The sequence below is a fragment of the Streptomyces sp. NPDC006294 genome (assembly GCF_042870895.1).
Taxonomy (GTDB): domain Bacteria; phylum Actinomycetota; class Actinomycetes; order Streptomycetales; family Streptomycetaceae; genus Streptomyces.
Genome location: NZ_JBIAHV010000016.1, coordinates 141,430 through 157,859 on the forward strand (window position 1 = coordinate 141,430; position 16,430 = coordinate 157,859).

Consider the following 16,430-nt stretch of genomic DNA (forward strand, 5'->3'; position numbering starts at 1 on the left):
TCCGCACAGCGGGAGTCGCAGCGGAGTCACCGCGCCGGGCGCAGGCGCACCCCCTGGAGGCCGCCGTCGACCGCCAGCGCCGTACCCGTGACCGCCGCCGCCGCGGGGCTCGCCAGGTACCCGACCGCCGCCGCGACCTCGTCCGCCGTGACGAGCCGGCCCCCCGGCTGGCGGGCCGCGAGCGCCGCGCGCTCCGCCGCCGGGTCGTCGGCTCGGGCGAGCAGGCGGCCGACCCACGGCGTGTCCGCCGTACCCGGGTTGACGCAGTTCACGCGGATGCCCTCGCGTACGTGGTCCGCCGCCATGGCCAGCGTCAGCGACAGCACCGCGCCCTTGCTCGCGCTGTAGAGGGCGCGCTGTTCGAGCCCGGCCGTGGCTGCCACGGAGCAGGTGTGGGTGACGGAGACCGCTCCGGGCCGGGCCGCGGTCGCGCGCCGCAGGTGCGGCAGGGCGTGGCGGGCGACCCGGACCATGCCGAGCACGTTGACGTCGAGGACGCGCCGCCATTCGTCGTCGTCGTTGTCGGCGACCGTCCCGACCGCGCCCACACCGGCGTTGGAGACGACGGTGTGCAGCGCCCCGAACTCGGCGACGGCGGCGTCCACCGCCCGGCGCAGGCCGCCGTCGTCGGTGACATCGGCCTCGAGGGCGAGGCACCCTTCGGGCGCGCCGCGGGTGTCGCGGTCGAGTACGGCGACGCGCGCCCCGCGCGCCTGCAGCAGCGCGGCGACGGCCGCCCCGATGCCGGAGGCCCCGCCGGTGACGAGGGCGGACATGCCCGCGAAGTCCTGTGCGCCGGTCACTGGTGGTCCTTCGACGCGGTGCGGCGGGCCTGCCAGACGGGCCCGTCCGGATAGCTGTGGGCGGTGACGGAGCCGGGGAGCATCCGGGCGGAGAAGCCGGGCGCCCGGGGTGCGGCATAGCGTCCGCCGACGATGACGGCCGGGTCGGCGAAGTGCTCGTGGAGATGGTCCACGTATTCGATGACGCGGTCGTCCCAGCTGCCGGAGACGGCGACGAAGTCGAACATGGCCAGGTGCTGGACGAGTTCGCACAGTCCGACGCCGCCGGCGTGCGGGCAGACGGGCACGCCGTACTTGGCGGCCAGCAGCAGGATCGCGATGTTCTCGTTGACCCCAGAGACTCGTGCGGCGTCGATCTGGACGAAGTCGACGGCCCCCGCCTGGAGCAGCTGCTTGAAGACGACGCGGTTGGCGGCGTGTTCGCCGGTGGCGACCTTGACGGGCTGGCCGGCCCGTACGGCGGCATGGCCGAGGATGTCGTCGGGGCTGGTGGGTTCCTCGATCCAGTACGGCTCGTAGGGCGCGAGCGCGGTCATCCGGCGCACGGCCTCCGCGACGTCCCAGCGCTGGTTGGCGTCGACGGCGATGCGTACGGAGGGCCCGACGGCCGCCCTGGCGACCTTCAGCCGCCGGACGTCGTCCTCCAGATCGCCGCCCACCTTGAGCTTGATCTGGCCGAAGCCGGCGGCGACCGCTTCCTTGGCCAGCCGGACCAGCTTCTCGTCGGAGTAGCCCAGCCAGCCCGGTGAGGTGGTGTACGCGGGATAGCCGCGCTCGCGGAGCAGCGCCGCGCGCGCGGCTCTGCCCGGTTCCGCGGCGCGCAGGACGGCAAGGGCTTCGTCCCTGGTCAGTGCGTCCGTCAGATAGCGGAAGTCGACCAGGGACACGAGTTCCTCCGGGCTCATCGCGGAGAGGAACTCCCATACGGGCAGGCCCGCCCGGGCGGCCGCCAGGTCCCAGGCCGCGTTGACGACGGCGCCGGCGGCCATGTGGATGACGCCCTTCTCGGGGCCGAGCCAGCGGAGTTGGGAGTCGTGGGTCAGGTCGTGGTGGAGTGCCGCCAGGTCCGCGGCGCCGGCGGGGGCGGGGCGGCCGACGACATGGGGGCGCAGCGCCTCGACGGCGGCGGCGGTGACGTCGTTGCCGCGGCCGATGGTGAAGCAGAAGCCGTGGCCCTCGCTGCCGTCGCCGGTGCGCAGCACGAGGTAGGCGGCGGAGTAGTCGGGGTCCGGGTTCATGGCGTCGGAGCCGTCGAGCTGTTCGGAGGTGGGGAAGCGGATGTCGTGGACCTCGAACTCCTCGACGGTCTGATTCATGCACGCCCCCGGTGACGATGGACATCGGACCTCTGCTGGACATCCGATGTATAGCGCCGAATTGCGGCGCAGGTCCAGGGATTCGCCGAATCCGTCCCGCACAGCTCGGATGTATCCGGCCGCCTTAGCGGGTCGCGTTCGGACGTTTGCCCGACCCCCGCCGAGTTCACCCGGCCGTGCAAGGGCGCTGCGGCGGCACGCGTGGAAAGCCGTAAGGTTGGGGTGTGGACAAGGGAACTTCGGAAGGAGGCACTGGGTGATCGAGCTCGAGGGGGTGCCCGAGCTGATCGACCCGGTCATGGTGGCCGCGTTCGAGGGCTGGAACGACGCCGGCGACGCCGCCTCCACCGCGGTCGCTCATCTGGACCGGGAATGGAAGGGCGAGGTGTTCGCGGCGCTCGACGCCGAGGACTACTACGACTTCCAGGTCAACCGGCCCACGGTGTGGCTGGACGGCGGGGTACGGAAGATCACCTGGCCGACCACCCGGCTCTCCGTGGTCCGCATCGGGGGCGACAAGCCGCGCGATCTCGTCCTGGTCCGCGGTATCGAACCGTCCATGCGCTGGCGCTCGTTCTGCAACGAGATCCTGGGCTTCGCGCATGAGCTGGGCGTGGAGATGGTGGTGATCCTGGGCGCGCTGCTCGGCGACACCCCGCACACCCGGCCCGTTCCCGTCAGCGGGATCACCTCCGACGCGGATCTGGCCAGGACCATGGATCTCGAGGAGACCCGGTACGAGGGGCCGACCGGCATCGTCGGCATCCTCCAGGAGGCGTGCACCCATGCGGGCGTGCCCGCCGTCAGCCTGTGGGCGGCCGTGCCGCACTACGTCTCGCAGCCGCCCAACCCCAAGGCGACGCTCGCCCTGCTCAACCGGCTGGAGGACCTCATCGGCCTCCGGATTCCGCTCGGCGAACTGGCCGAGGACGCACGGGCCTGGCAGCTCGGGGTGGACCAACTGGCCGCGGAGGACAGCGAGGTCGCGGAGTACGTCCAGACGCTGGAGGAGGCGCGCGACACGGCCGAGCTGCCGGAAGCGTCCGGGGAGGCCATCGCCCGCGAGTTCGAGCGGTATCTGCGCCGGCGTGACGGCGGGCCCGGCGGTCACGCGACGGACGGCGGCGAGGGCAGCTCGTATCTGCGCGACCCGGCCGGCCGGACCAAGCCCCCGAGGCCGCCGCGGCCGGAGGCGGAGACCGGCTCGCCGGAGGGCGCCGGCACCGAGCCGGAGGCGCGGGACGACGACGAGGGCGACGGCCCCGAGGGCCCGTCCAAGGACTGAGCGGTGCGGGAGGGGCCGGCGCCGATGGCGCCGGCCCCTCCCGTGTGCAGCCGTTCAGCCGGTGGTCAGCCGGTCACCTGGTCGACGGCGACGACGTCGTACTCCGTGTCGGGCGTCGGCGGTACGTCGAATCGCGCGTTGGGCAGATAGATCCGGTCGCCCCAGGCCGCGGCCGTGGTCGGGATACGGAAGCGCGGGTCGGTGATACGGGCGACGGGCCTGCCCCTGGTGCCCGCCGCGTTCAGGCGGACCACGTCCACCTGGTTCAACCGCTGCTGGACGATGTAGAGGTGACGGCCGATCAGCAGCAGGCCGTCACCGAACGGGATGGCGAGGTCCGCCAGATCGACCCGCCGGGCGATGCCGTCGCGCGGATCGACACGCATCAGCGAGCCGCCCTCCACCACGGTGTTCACCACCAGCAGGGCGCTGCCGTCGGGCGTGCGGGCGATGCCGTTGGCGGTGAAGTCCGTGCCCTGCTCCCATGCGCCGCCCAGCGGCAGGGTCGCCACCTCGTGCGCGGGCTCCCCGCGCCGGTCCAGCGCCAACCGGTAGAGCTGCGGCCGGAACGAGTCGGTGAACCAGGCCGCGCCGGGGGTGAGGACCACGTCGTTGACCATCGTGCCCTCGGCGCCGACGGTGAAGAGCCTGACCATCTCCCCGGAGCGCGCGTCGGCGACCCTGATCTCGCGGCTGAATCCGCCCGAGAGGAACAGCCGCCGCTCCTGGCGGTCGATCTTCAGGCCGATGACGGATCGCCCCGCGCCCAGTCCCTCGACGACGATCCGGCCGCGGCCGGTGGCCAGGCTCGCCCGGTAGACGTCGCCGTCGGCGATGGAGCCGCACCAGGCGTACGGGCTGCGGCCGATGGCGATGCCCTCGGGCTGGAAGCCGTTCGGAAGAGGGAAGCGGGTCGGCCACGACCCCGGTGACGCGGCACGGGCGGCCCCGGCGGCGGGCCCGAGAAGCGCGGCCGAGCCGATGGCGGCGGCCGCGCCGAGAACCTCTCTGCGTGCGAAGGAACGTTCCACTGTGCGTCCTTCCGGCAACTGTGACATGCCCCTGAGGGCCGGTTGCCGTCAGCTCACCACACGCGGGGGTTCCGCACCGCTGGAACCTTCAAGTGGAGGAACGTCCTCCTGGGGACGCGGTTCTTCCCGCGTCCCCAGGAAGGGGGGACTTCTTCACAGCGCCACGCCGAGCAGCGCGTCGACCGTGCGGGACACGAGCCCCGGGGCGCCCTCGTCCGTGCCGCCCCCGGACTGCTGGAGCGCGGCCCAGCGGTCCACGGCGGCGAGTGCCGACGGCGCGTCGAGGTCGTCGGCGAGGGCCTCGCGGACCTCCTCGACCAGGGCGTCGGCGGACGGCCCGTCGGGCCGCGAGACGGCCGCGCGCCACCGCGCGAGACGCTCCACCGCGTCGCTGAGCACCGTGTCGGTCCACTCCCAGTCGGCCCGGTAGTGGTGCGAGAGGAGTGCGAGCCGTATGGCGACGGGGTCCACGCCGTCGCGGCGGAGCTTGGAGACGAAGACGAGATTGCCCTTGGACTTGGACATCTTCTCGCCGTCGAGGGCCACCATGCCCGCGTGGACGTACGCCTGCGCGAACGGGTGCTCGCCGGTGAGGGCCTGGGCGTGCGAGGCGCCCATCTCGTGGTGCGGGAAGGCGAGGTCGGAGCCGCCGCCCTGAATGTCGAAGCCCATGCCGAGGTGGTCGAGCGCGATGGCGACGCACTCGATGTGCCAGCCGGGCCGGCCGCGGCCGAGCGAAGCGCCGTCCCAGTCCGGCTGCCCCTCGCGGGCGGCCATCCACAGCATCGGGTCGAGCGGGTTCTTCTTGCCCGGTCGTTCGGGGTCGCCGCCGCGTTCCGCGGACAGCAGGCGCATCGCCTCCGCGTCGAGCCGGGACACCTCCCCGAAGTGCGGGTCGGACTCGACCGAGAAGTAGACGTCGCCCTCCAACTCGTAGGCGGCGCCCGCGTCGCGGAGCCGTTCCACCAGCGGGACGATGCCGGGGATGGCCTCGACCGCTCCGATGTAGTGGCGCGGCGGCAGCATCCGCAGTGCGGTCATGTCCTCGCGGAACAGGGCGGTCTCGCGTTCCGCGAGCTCCGCCCAGTCGTGCCCGTCGCGGGTCGCGCGCTCGAGCAGTGGGTCGTCCACATCCGTGACGTTCTGGACGTAGTGAACCTGCCGCTTGGTGTCGAGCCACACGCGCTGCACGAGGTCGAACGCGTTGTAGGTCGCCGCGTGACCCATGTGGGTCGCGTCGTACGGTGTGATGCCGCAGACGTAGATACGGGCGACGGGACCGGGGTCGAGGGTCACCAGACCGTCGGTCGCGGTGTCGTGGATCCGGAGGTCGCGGCCCTTGCCGGGCAGGGCGGGGACCTCAGAAGCGGGCCAGGCATGCATGACATGAGCGTAACCGGATGCTGCTTCCGCATACGAACCGGATCACTGCTGATGGCCGGTCGGGCACTCTTGCGATCCGGCCGTCGGTGTGCAGCGGGTGGCTAAACGGGTGGCCAGGGGATCGCGGGCCACTCACCCGAGGGCACCGGGTGCGTGCCGGAGCCGAGCAGCGCCGCCACCCTGCCGCGCACGGCGGCCACCTCCGCCGCGGTGAGCAGTTGCGCCAGACGGGTGGCGAGCGGACCGCCGTCGCCGAGAGCGGCCGCCACGGCGGTCAGGGTGGCCGTGGCCTCGGGCGGCAGCGGTTCCCCCGCCCATCCCCACAGCAGCGTGCGCAGCTTGTCCTCGACATTGAAGGTGACGCCGTGGTCGATCGCGTAAAGGCTTCCGTCGGCGGTGGGCAGCAGATGGCCGCCCTTGCGGTCGCCGTTGTTGATCACCGCGTCGAGCACGGCGAGCCGGCGCAGCCGTACGTCGTCCGCGTGGACGAGCAGTGCCGTACGGCCCTCGCCGACGTCGGCGAAACCGACCGCTTTCCAGCCGTCCTCCGGCTCCTCGTCCTCGACGAGGGCCAGCAGGGAGGCCTCCGGGTCCGCCTCGATCCACAGCTGGACCATACCCTCGCCGTACGGGCCGTCGCGCAGGACGGTGGGCGGCACCAGCCCCCAGCCGGTCGCCTCGGAGAGCGCGTAGGCCGCCACCTCGCGCTGCGCGAGCGTGCCGTCCGGGAAGTCCCACAGCGGGCGCTCGCCCGCGACGGGCTTGTAGACGCAGCGGGCTTCCTCGCCGTCGAGCGAGACCGTGCAGTACAGCACCGCGTTGGACGCCTCGCGCACCCTGCCGCGCACGGTCAGCTCGCCCTCGGCCAGCAGCGTGAGCGCGTCGGGCGCGCTCACTCGCCCCGTCGGTATCCGTTCTGGCGCGGGCATACGTGTCCTTCCGGATCCAGGGGCAGGCTGCACAGCGGGCACGGGGGACGGCCGGCGTTCACCACCTCCAGCGCGCGCTTGGCGAACGCCCTGGCCTGCGCGCCGGTGAGCCGGACCCGCAGCATCGGGGGACCGTTCTCCTCGTCCTGCAGCAGCCGCTCCTCGGCCTCCGCGAGGTCCTCCTCCGACTCGGCCTCGAGTTCGACGAGTGCCTGCGCCTCCACGATCATGCGCTGTTCCTCGCCGTCCCACGCCAGCGCCATGGTGCCGACGCGGAACTCCTCCTCGACCGGATTGTCGAGCGGCGCGGTGTCGGCGACGTCGGCCGGGGCGACGGCGGGCACCGGCGCGTTGCCGCCGGTGCGGCGCACCACCTCGTCCAGCAGTTCGTCGATGCGCTCCGCGAGGGCGGCCACCTGGGTCTTCTCCAGGGCCACGCTGGTCACGCGCCCTGCGGCGGAAGCCTGCAGGAAGAACGTACGGCGGCCAGGCAGCCCGACCGTGCCGGCCACGAAACGGTCCGGCGGGTCGTAGAGGAACACCTGACGGGACACGTTCTGTCTCCCTTTGGATCGTCGGGGCGGTCGGGTTTCCGAGCGAGTCGTACGAGAGTGGCGGGATGAGGCGGAAGTCAGCTTTTCGGCGCGTCCACCCTACTGCGCGAAGCGATCACGGTGCGCCCGCGCCGCCGCCGACGACCGCGTCGTCGCTGCCGGTCTTTTCCCGTGGTCCCTGCGCCGGGGGCACCAGGGCTCCCAACTCGCCGGTGTCGCCGAGTCGCAGCAGGAACGGCCGGCTGCGGGTGTAGCGGACGGCGGTGACGGAGCACGGTTCGACGTGGATGCGCTGGAACAGGTCGAGATGCAGGCCCAGAGCGTCCGCCACCAGGGACTTGATGATGTCCCCGTGCGAGCACATCAGAAACGCGGCGTCCTCGCCGTACTCCTGGTCGACGCGCGCGTTCCAGTCGCGGACGGCGTCGACCGCGCGTGCCTGCATGGCCCGCATGGACTCGCCCCCTGGGAAGACCACCGCCGACGGATGGTGCTGGACGACCTCCATCAGCGGGTCCTGGGCGAGCTCCTTCAGCTTGCGGCCGGACCAGTCGCCGTAGTGGCACTCCCCGATGCGCTCGTCGCTCTGCAGGGTCAGCGCGGGCCGCGCCGCCAAGAGAGGCGCGAGGGTCTCGCGGCAGCGCTCCAGCGGGCTGGAGACCACCGCCGCGAGCGGCACATCGGCCAGTCTCGCCGGCAGCCCGGCCGCCTGTGCGGCACCGCGCTCGTCGAGGCGGACACCGGGTGTCCAGCCGGCGAGCACCCCCTCGGTGTTGGCGGTGGAGCGTCCGTGGCGTACGAGGATCAGCGTGGCCATGGGGGCCAGCCTACGGTCCCGGCAGGTGTGGCGGGCCGCGGGTGTGCCGGGGCGCCGGTCAGGGAAGAATGCGCGCCGTGATCGTGGACTGCGCCATCTACCGCGACGGACGCCGCACCGAGGGCCCGTCGGACTTCTCGGACGCCCTGGACGAGGCGCGGGCCGCCGGTGACGCGTTCCTGTGGATCGGCCTGCACGAGCCCACGGAGGACGAGTTCGACCATGTCGCGGACGAGTTCTCGCTGCACCCGCTCGCCGTGGAGGACGCCCTCAAGGCGCATCAGCGGCCCAAGCTCGAGGTGTACGACGACTCCCTCTTCGTGGTCCTCAAGCCCGTGGTGTACGAGCCGGAGAGCGATTCGGTGACCACCGGCGAGCTGATGGTCTTCATAGGCGACTCGTTCGTGGTGACGGTCCGGCACGGCGAGGGCGCGCCGCTGGGCGCCGTCCGCGAGCGGCTGGAGGCCGAGCCGGCGGTGCTCCGGCACGGGCCGACGGCAGTGCTCTACGCGGTCAGCGACGCCATCGTCGACCACTACATCGATGTCGCGGCCGAGCTCCAGGTGGACCTGGAGGAGATGGAGACCGCGGTCTTCGAACCGGGCCGCAGGGACACCAAGAACACGGCGGCGAGGATCTACACCTTCAAACGGCAGGTTCTCGAGTTCCGCCGTGCGGCCGGGCCGCTGGCGGCTCCGATGGCCCGGCTGGCGGGCGCGGGCGTGCCGTTCGTCCATGAGCACTCGCAGCCGTTCTTCCGGGACGTCAGCGACCACCTGACCCGGGCGAACGAGCAGGTGGAGGGGTTGGACCGGCTGCTGTCCGACATTCTCTCCGCGCACCTGGCGCAGATGGGCGTGCGGCAGAACGACGACATGCGCAAGATCTCGGCCTGGGCGGCCATGGCCGCGGTGCCGACCATGGTCGCGGGGATCTACGGCATGAACTTCGAGCACATGCCGGAGCTGAAGGTCGTCTGGGCCTATCCCGCCACGGTGCTGCTGATGGCGGGCGCGGTGTACGGGCTGTTCCGCCTCTTCAAGCGGCGCGGCTGGCTCTGAGCCGGGCCGGCAGCGCTCCGTTCGGCCGGGGGCGCTCCGTCCGGTCAGGGACGTGTCGCGGGACCCAGATAGGCGCGGAGGTCTGGGCGGGCGCGCAGCCCGGGCAGGTGGACGGGCCGCCAGTCGCGGGCGAACGCCGGCGGCCGGCTCCCCGCCGCCCCGATGTAGGCCACCGGCTGCTCGGCCGCGAGTGCGCCGAGCCCGGGCCCGGTGATGCTGCCGTCGTGCCCGCCGACCTGACGCGAGGCACAGCCGGCCTCGAAGGCGATCCGGGGCGCTTCTGTGCCACTGATCACGCAGGGCGGGCGGACGCCGTGGCGGTGCAGTTCGGCGGTGATCCGTTCGAAGGACCGGCGGTTGTCCCGGCTGCGCTCGATCGCGCCGTCGAGCACGACGTACTGGACGGCCAGGTGGCAGGCGAGGGCGGCTGCGACGACCGCTACGGCGGTGCGCGGCCGCCCCCGCCCGGCGACGGCGGCCAGGCACACCGCGACCGGCAGGGCGAGCAGCGCGTAGGCGGGGAGCAGGAACCGCGGCGCGGCGTAGCCGACCAGCAGCAGGTACGGCAGGGCCATGGACACCCCCGCCAGCGTCGCCACCGGCACGACGCCGAACCGGCCCGCGACCGGCAGCGCGGTGACGGTGCGACGGTTGCGCGCGGCCACCAGGACGCCTCCCGCGACCAGCACCGGCAGCACGAAGAACCAGACCGCGGTGACCGGCTGCCGCCACGGGATGTCGCAGGGGCGGCACAGCGCCCGGCCGTTGAGCGCGCGCACATGGTCGTCGACGGCGAAGTGCGGCCCCAGGTGCCCCTGGATCTCGCCGGCCCGCCGCAGCCGGGCGAACAGCCCGTCGTACGCGACGTACGCCTCGACGATCCAGGGAGCGCAGCCGACGGCGGCGCCCGCGAGGAGCGCGACCACCAGGCCGGGCCGCCGGGCCGCGCGCGACAGCAGGGCGACGGCGGCGAGCGGTACGAGGAGCCAGAAGGCGTCGGTCGGTCGCATGAGGGCGATGAAGGCCGTGCCCGCGCCGACGCCGAGAACCGCTGCCCGGCCGGCCCTCTCGCGGGCGGCTCGCAGGAAGCAGCCGACCGTGAAGAGCGCGCCGAGGGCGACCCAGAGGTTCGGCATGACCTGCGGACCGTAGAAAACCGTGATCCACAGGCCGGCGAAGAGCCCTCCGGCGAGGGCGAGCACACGTTGGGGCAGCAGCCCGCGCCACACCGCCAGGGACACGAAGAGGCCGGCGCCCGACAGCACCGCCAGATAGCTCCGGAGCACCTCGACGGACGAGGTCAGTGCCGTCACGGGCGCGACGAGGAAGGTGATGCCGCGGGCACGGGGAGCGCTGAAGAAGGCGGCTTCCGAGCCGGGCGTGACCTGGCTGACGTACACCGTCTCGTCCCAGCCGAGGCTGGTCCCCCCGACGGCGAGCGCCAGTTGGACAATTGTGTAGAGGACGGAGACGGCGGCGATCCACCGCAGCCCGCTGTCCGCCGGGCGCTCTTCGCCGGGCCACAGGGGGGCGCGGCGGCGGACGGGCGCCAGGGCCGGGAGGCAAGCCACGGTCAGTGGGCGGGGGCGGGAGCGGCGGTGACCGGACCGTCGAGGGCGCCGGGGCGGACCGGCGTCCTCAGGTCCACCATGCGACGCCAGCCGTGGACCCGTTCGTACCCGTACGTCGCGTGGATGCCGACGGCGAGAAGCGCGGACTTGGTCCGGGGCCAGCGCAGCAGCCGCGCCATGCGGGCCATGACGGCGAGGCTGACGTCGCGGTGGACGCGGATCTCGGCCAGCGCGCTCTCACGCAGCAGCCTCCGGACGGTGCGGGCGTGCCCGGCGGCGGAGAGGCGGAGCAGTTCCTCGTGGCAGTAGGCCAGGTGGTTGTCCTCGTCGTCGCTGATCATCCGGATCGCCCGGCCGATGCCGGGATGGTCGCCGAAGTACTTCACCAGAAGCTCCATCTGCTCGGCCGCACGCTGCTCGGTGACCCGGCTGTGCGCGAGGTAGACGACGATGTCGTGCTCGGTCAGCCGGTCCTCGCGGCGCAGCTTCTCGTGGGAGAGGCCGATGCCCCGCCGCTCCAGCAGCATGGTGTAGTCGGTCTCCGGCGGCACCGGTACGGGTTCCAGCCGCCGCTTCCTGAGAAGGGCGTGGAACAGGCGGCCGTGTTTGTCCTCGTCGGCCCCGTGCCGGGCGATCCTCGGGGCCAGGTCGCGCAGGGTCTCGGGGACGAGGGCGGCGATGCGGCCGTTCTCCCAGCCTCCCTGGGCCTCGCCGCCGGCCGCGATGGAGCAGAACAGCCGAAACGACTCGTCGTCGTCGACGATCTCCTGGAAGAGACTCCGGGCCGAGAGCATGTCTGCAACCTCCGTCGGGCCTTCGGGACATCCGCAAAGAACGAGTCAAATGGGATACAGCTGCCCAGGCAAGGGCTCACTAGGACAAATCGACCGAACGGACCAGAGCATGCGGCGAAAGGCCGTACGCACGGCAGTAACCGCCGCGGCCGTCGCGCGTTGTACCGCGTGACGGCCGTGGCGGGGAAGACCCCCGAGCCCCCACCACGGCCGCAGGCTTGCCCCGGAGGGTTCAGGCGAGGCCGGCGCGCTCCAGGGCCTCGGTGCCGGCGCGCAGCGCGGTGATCCGCTCGTCGAGAGTGAAACCGGCGGGCGAGAGGGTCAGCGTGGTGACACCGGCCGACGCGTACGCCTGCATCCGGTCGGCGATCCGCTCCACCGGGCCGAGCAGCGCGGTCTGGTCGATCAGCGTGTGCGGGACGGCGGCCGCCGCGCCGGCCTTGTCGCCGTCGAGGTACTTGTCCTGGATCTCGGCGGCCTCCTTCTCGTAACCCATGCGCTGCGCGAGCTGGTTGTAGAAGTTCTGCTTCCGGCTGCCCATGCCGCCGACGTAGAGCGCCGTGTACGGCCGGAACATGTCGGCGAGGCCGGCGACGTCGTCGCCGACCGCGAGCGGCAGGGTCGGGCAGACGTCGAAGCCGTCCATCGTCCTGCCGGCCTTCTCGCGGCCCGCGCGGATGTGGCGCAGCGCGGTGTCCTCGATGTGCTCGGCGGACGGGAAGATCAGCAGGGCGCCGTCGGCGATCTCACCGGTCTGCTCGAGGTTCTTGGGGCCGATCGCCGCGATGTAGAGCGGGATGTGCTCGCGCTCCGGGTGCACGGTGAGCTTGATCGGCTTGCCCGGACCGCCGGGCAGTGGCAGCGTCCAGTGCTCGCCCTCGTAAGAGAGGCGCTCGCGGGACATCGCCTTGCGCACGATCTCGACGTACTCGCGGGTGCGGGCGAGCGGCTTGTCGAACTTGACGCCGTACCAGCCCTCGGAGACCTGCGGCCCCGAGACGCCGAGCCCGAGCCGGAACCGGCCGCCCGAGAGCGAGTCCAGCGTGGCCGCCGTCATCGCCGTCATGGCGGGCTGTCGGGCCGGGATCTGCAGGATCGCGGAACCGACGTCGATCCGCTCGGTCTGGGCGGCGACCCAGCTGAGCACGGTCGGGGCGTCGGAGCCGTACGCCTCCGCGGCCCAGCAGACGTCGTAGCCGAGCCGGTCGGCCTCCTGTGCGACGGCGAGGTTGTCGCCGTCGATGCCCGCGCCCCAGTAGCCGAGGTTGATGCCGAGCCGCATAACCGCTCCCTCTTACTGATCAGTAACGTGCCTGTGCCGGGACTCTAGCGCGGGGGCGCCGCTTCCGGGGAGGGGCGCGTTGTCCACAGGCTCTCTCAGGGTGCGCCTCTGGCCAGTAATCTCAGCGCCCATGGAGCAGAGGCATCTCGGCCGCACCGGCCTGCGCGTGTCCCGGATCGGGCTCGGCACCCTGACCTGGGGCCGGGACACCGACGAGCACGACGCCGCCGACCAGTTGAAGGTCTTCTGGGAGGCCGGCGGGACGCTGGTCGACACCGCCGATGTGTACGGCGGCGGGGAGGCCGAGTACCTGCTGGGCCAGTCGGTCGAACGGCTGGTGCCCCGCGCGGACCTGGTGATCGCCACGAAGGCCGGCAGCGTGCCGGACCCGGACCGGCGCTTCGACGGCTCACGCGGCCATCTGCTCGCCGCGCTCGACGCGTCGCTGGCGCGGCTCGGCACGGACTACGTGGACCTGTGGCAGATCCACGCCTTCGACCCCGGCACGCCGCTCGAGGAGACGCTCCAGGCCCTCGACATCGCGGTCAGCAGCGGCCGGGCGCGGTACGCGGGCGTGTCGAACTTCAGCGGCTGGCAGCTGGCGAAGGCGGCGACCTGGCAGCTCGCCTCACCGGGCACGCGCACCCGGCTGGCGAGCACCCAGATGGAGTACTCGCTCCTCCAGCGAGGCGTGGAGCGGGAGGTGCTGCCGGCGGCGCTCGACCTGGGGGTGGGCCTGCTGCCGTCGTCACCGCTGGGCCGCGGCGTGCTCACCGGCAAATACCGGACCGCCACACCGTCCGACTCGCGGGGCGCCTCCGAACAGATGGCGGCCTTCGTGGAGCCGTACCTCGACGAGGCGGCGAGCAGCATCGTCGACGCGGTCGCGACGGCGGCGGACGGACTGGCGGCGACACCCCTTGAAGTGGCGCTCGCGTGGGTCCGCGACCGGCCGGGCGTGGTGGCGCCGATCGTCGGCGCGCGCAATTCCCAGCAGCTGAGCGCGGCGTTGTCAGTGGAGGCGCTTACTCTTCCTGACGAGATCTGCCAGGCGCTCGACGATGTGTCGGCGCCCGTGCACCGCTATCCCGACCAGGACTGGAGCACGCTGTGACTGCGCGTCCCCGGGGGACCTCCCCCGGTCCCCCCGCCGACTCCACCCCTCCCCCGGCGGACCCCGCGGAGGGTCTGGACGACGCCGTGGGCGACTCCGGGCCCGCCGCGCCCGCTGAAGCGTCGGACGCGTCGGACACCGAAGGCGTCGCGGGCGGGACCGTCGAGGCAGGCGCGGACCCGGCCGCCGGATCAGACGCGGCCACCAGCGTCGACGAAGCCGCCGTCGCCGTCGCCGGCGCGACAGGCGCTGACGAGGCAGCGGGCTCGGCCCAGGAAGCAGCTGCGGCACTGGAGCACACCGGCGATACGGGAACGGCCGGGGACGGGGCTGGGGCGGTGGAGGACGCCGACGCGGCGGGCACCGGGCGCGACGCGGCGCACGTGGCCGGCAACACCGCCACGGCGGACGCCGAAGGCGTCGCGGGTCGCGCGGGATCCGGGCTGAGTGAGGTCGAGACCGAGATCGCCGCGCAGCGGGAGTTGCGGGAGCGGATCGCGCAGCGGAAGGCGGAGCGGGAGGGGCCCATCGCCAGCGGGACGAAGCTCAGCGGGAAGGCCGCCGATCTGCTCGCCGCCGTACGGGCCGTGGAGAGCGGCGAGAAGCCGGACCCGGCCTCCTTCGGGTCCGTCGCGCCCGAGCCGCCGCGGCGGGCCGCTCCCGCACCGGCGCCCGCCGCGCGGCCGGTGCGGCAGGCGCAGCCCGAGCCGGATCCGGACGCCGTCGCCGCCGTGCGCGGCCTGCTCGTGAAGGGCGGCGCGCCCGAGGGGCTCGCGGGGCAGGCCGCCGAGGTCCTGGGCGAGGCGGCCGGTGACGTTCTCGCCGAGGACCCCTGGCAGCTGCTCTCCGTGCCGGGGGTGCGGCCTGAACAGGCGGACGGGTTCGCCCGTGCGCTGCTCGGCCCCGGGGCCGGGCCCGGCGACGAGCGCCGGACCTCGGCGCTCGTCACGTGGCTGCTGGAGCGCGCCGCGCTCCTGGGGCACACGGCCCTCGACGCACCGGCCGTCCGGGCCGCGCTCGCGGAGCGGTCGGTGCCCGATCCGGACGGAGCCGTGCAGCAGGCCGTCGAGGACGGCACCGTCCTGGTCTTTCAGGACGGAATCGACGAGGACGAGGGCGAGGAGAACGAGGAGGGCGACGCCCCGCCCGTGCCCGTGCTGCTGGGGCTCGACCGGTACGCGATGGCGGAGGAGAGCCTCGCGGACGGCCTGGCCAGGCTGGTCAGGACCGGGCCGGCCGACGTCTGGGAGGGACCGGAGCTCGTACGGGCCGCGGGGGCGCACGGTCTGGTCGTGCACACCGGCGGTGAGGCCGCCCGCGCCGAGCCCGTGGCGCTCGCGAAGGCTGCCGGCCGCCTCGGTCTGCGGGCCGTCGTGGCCGTGCACGCGGAGAACGGCGTGCGCAGGCTGGGGCCGGACACCGGCGCCGTGACCGTCGCCGCCCTGCTGGACGGCTCCGCGGGGCCCGGCCGCGACGCGGACGGCGCGTTCGCACTCGACCTGCTCGTCGTGCTGGACGCCCCGCAGCTGGACGTGGAGGCCGCCGCGATGCTGGTGGAGTCCATGCCGGACGGCGGCCGGCTGGTGCTCAGCGGCGATCCGGGGGTGCTCGCCGGCGCGGGCGCGGGCCGGGTGTTCCAGGACCTGCTGGCCGCCCGGGTGTGCCCGCAGATCGCGTCGCGTACGCCCGACCCCGGGCCGCTCGGCGAGCTGGTGTCCGGCATCGGCATCGGCGAGCTGAACCAGGTCGCGACCCCGGGCAAGGAGGTCGTGATCGTCCCGGTGCGGGACGCGGGCGAGGCCGTGCACCGTACGGTCCAGCTGGTCGCCGACTCGGTGCCGCGGGCCATCGGAGTGCCTGCCGAGCAGACCCAGGTCGTCACGGTGGGGCACGGCGGCTCCGCGGGCACCCGCGAACTCAACGCGGCGCTCAAGCAGCGTCTCAACCCCGGCGGCGGACGCTTCGGCGGCTTCGACCCCGGCGACCGGGTCGCCTACTCGCAGGCGCCCGGCCGGACGCTCACCGGCACCGTCGTCTCGGCGGACGCGTCCGGGCTGCACCTGGACTGCGACGGCGTCAGGACGGTCGTGCCGAGGGAGCGGGTCGAGTCGGCGCTGCGCCACGGCTGGGCGCTCACCGCGCACCAGGCCGCCGGCATGCGCTGGCCGGCCGTTGTCGCCGTGCTGCCGGGAGACGCGGCGCAGGCTCTGAGCAGGCCGTGGGTGTACACGGCGTTCGGCCGGGCCGAGCGGCATCTGTCGGTGGTGCACGGCGTGGACCAGGCGCTCCCGCAGGCGGTGGCCGAACGCCCGGGCCCGCAGCGCACCACACGGCTGAGGACCCTGCTGGAGGGCCTGCTCGCCGAGCCGGCGACTCAGCCTCAGCCACGAGGACAGGGACAGCCGCAGGAACCGGCACAGCAGCCCCGGTGAACGGCCCCGGCCCGGGACTACCCCGTACGGGTCGTCCCGGGCCGGAAACCGCGAACAG

14 protein-coding genes are annotated in these 16,430 nt (G+C 73.4%); 4 read left to right on the forward strand and 10 right to left on the reverse strand.

From position 1 onward, the window contains the following. Window positions 1–26: 26 nt before the first annotated feature. Both ACFYOP_RS26800 and ACFYOP_RS26805 read right to left on the reverse strand, forming a co-directional pair. A complete protein-coding gene (locus tag ACFYOP_RS26800; RefSeq protein WP_356895172.1) occupies window positions 27–803 on the reverse strand; it encodes an SDR family oxidoreductase in 777 nt (258 codons plus the stop codon). Then, window positions 800–2,119 (reverse strand): enolase C-terminal domain-like protein, encoded by a 1,320-nt coding sequence (locus ACFYOP_RS26805; RefSeq protein WP_356895174.1) that lies wholly within the window; start codon window positions 2,117–2,119, stop codon window positions 800–802. The genes ACFYOP_RS26800 and ACFYOP_RS26805 overlap by 4 nt, the downstream gene beginning before the upstream one ends. Window positions 2,120–2,375: 256 nt before the next feature. Here ACFYOP_RS26805 and ACFYOP_RS26810 point away from each other — a divergent pair, with 256 nt between their 5' ends. Then, window positions 2,376–3,404 carry a PAC2 family protein gene (locus tag ACFYOP_RS26810; RefSeq protein ID WP_356895176.1) on the forward strand — a complete coding sequence of 343 codons (1,029 nt, stop codon included), beginning with the start codon at window positions 2,376–2,378 and terminating at the stop codon, window positions 3,402–3,404. A gap of 65 nt (window positions 3,405–3,469) precedes the next feature. On the opposite strand, the gene ACFYOP_RS26815 is transcribed toward ACFYOP_RS26810, so the two are convergent. The 5 genes from ACFYOP_RS26815 to ACFYOP_RS26835 all read right to left on the reverse strand — a co-directional run bounded on the left by ACFYOP_RS26815 (window position 3,470) and on the right by ACFYOP_RS26835 (window position 8,118). Further along, window positions 3,470–4,462, reverse strand: a complete 993-nt coding sequence (locus ACFYOP_RS26815; protein ID WP_388453045.1) for an SMP-30/gluconolactonase/LRE family protein — start codon at window positions 4,460–4,462, stop codon at window positions 3,470–3,472. Window positions 4,463–4,588: 126 nt separating this feature from the next. Then, window positions 4,589–5,818, reverse strand: coding sequence for a cysteine--1-D-myo-inosityl 2-amino-2-deoxy-alpha-D-glucopyranoside ligase (mshC, locus tag ACFYOP_RS26820; RefSeq protein WP_356895180.1), 1,230 nt, complete (start codon window positions 5,816–5,818; stop codon window positions 4,589–4,591). Window positions 5,819–5,919: 101 nt separating this feature from the next. Continuing rightward, window positions 5,920–6,747, reverse strand: a complete 828-nt coding sequence (locus ACFYOP_RS26825; RefSeq protein ID WP_356895182.1) for an SCO1664 family protein — start codon at window positions 6,745–6,747, stop codon at window positions 5,920–5,922. Beyond that, entirely contained in the window at window positions 6,711–7,301 is a 591-nt protein-coding gene (locus ACFYOP_RS26830) for a DUF3090 domain-containing protein (RefSeq protein WP_356895184.1), read from the reverse strand. The genes ACFYOP_RS26825 and ACFYOP_RS26830 overlap by 37 nt, the downstream gene beginning before the upstream one ends. A gap of 115 nt (window positions 7,302–7,416) precedes the next feature. After that, complete coding sequence (locus tag ACFYOP_RS26835; RefSeq protein ID WP_356895186.1) at window positions 7,417–8,118, reverse strand: histidine phosphatase family protein; 702 nt, start codon at window positions 8,116–8,118, stop codon at window positions 7,417–7,419. A gap of 68 nt (window positions 8,119–8,186) precedes the next feature. Here ACFYOP_RS26835 and ACFYOP_RS26840 point away from each other — a divergent pair, with 68 nt between their 5' ends. Then, window positions 8,187–9,179, forward strand: a complete 993-nt coding sequence (locus tag ACFYOP_RS26840; protein WP_356895188.1) for a magnesium and cobalt transport protein CorA — start codon at window positions 8,187–8,189, stop codon at window positions 9,177–9,179. A gap of 44 nt (window positions 9,180–9,223) precedes the next feature. On the opposite strand, the gene ACFYOP_RS26845 is transcribed toward ACFYOP_RS26840, so the two are convergent. From ACFYOP_RS26845 to ACFYOP_RS26855, 3 genes are all read right to left on the reverse strand, one after another. Next, a complete protein-coding gene (locus ACFYOP_RS26845) occupies window positions 9,224–10,750 on the reverse strand; it encodes a hypothetical protein (RefSeq protein WP_356895190.1) in 1,527 nt (508 codons plus the stop codon). Between the two features lie 2 nt (window positions 10,751–10,752). Beyond that, window positions 10,753–11,544, reverse strand: a complete 792-nt coding sequence (locus tag ACFYOP_RS26850) for a ferritin-like domain-containing protein (protein ID WP_356895192.1) — start codon at window positions 11,542–11,544, stop codon at window positions 10,753–10,755. Window positions 11,545–11,776: 232 nt separating this feature from the next. Beyond that, on the reverse strand, window positions 11,777–12,826 hold the full coding sequence (locus tag ACFYOP_RS26855; protein ID WP_356895194.1) for an LLM class F420-dependent oxidoreductase: 1,050 nt from the start codon (window positions 12,824–12,826) through the stop codon (window positions 11,777–11,779). Window positions 12,827–12,956: 130 nt separating this feature from the next. On the opposite strand from ACFYOP_RS26855, the gene ACFYOP_RS26860 reads away from it, so the two are divergent. Further along, entirely contained in the window at window positions 12,957–13,940 is a 984-nt protein-coding gene (locus ACFYOP_RS26860; protein ID WP_356895196.1) for an aldo/keto reductase, read from the forward strand. Beyond that, window positions 13,937–16,372: a helix-hairpin-helix domain-containing protein gene (locus ACFYOP_RS26865; RefSeq protein WP_356895198.1), complete on the forward strand. Its 2,436-nt coding sequence runs from the start codon at window positions 13,937–13,939 to the stop codon at window positions 16,370–16,372. Before ACFYOP_RS26860 ends, ACFYOP_RS26865 begins: the two co-directional genes overlap by 4 nt. Window positions 16,373–16,430 lie beyond the last annotated feature (58 nt).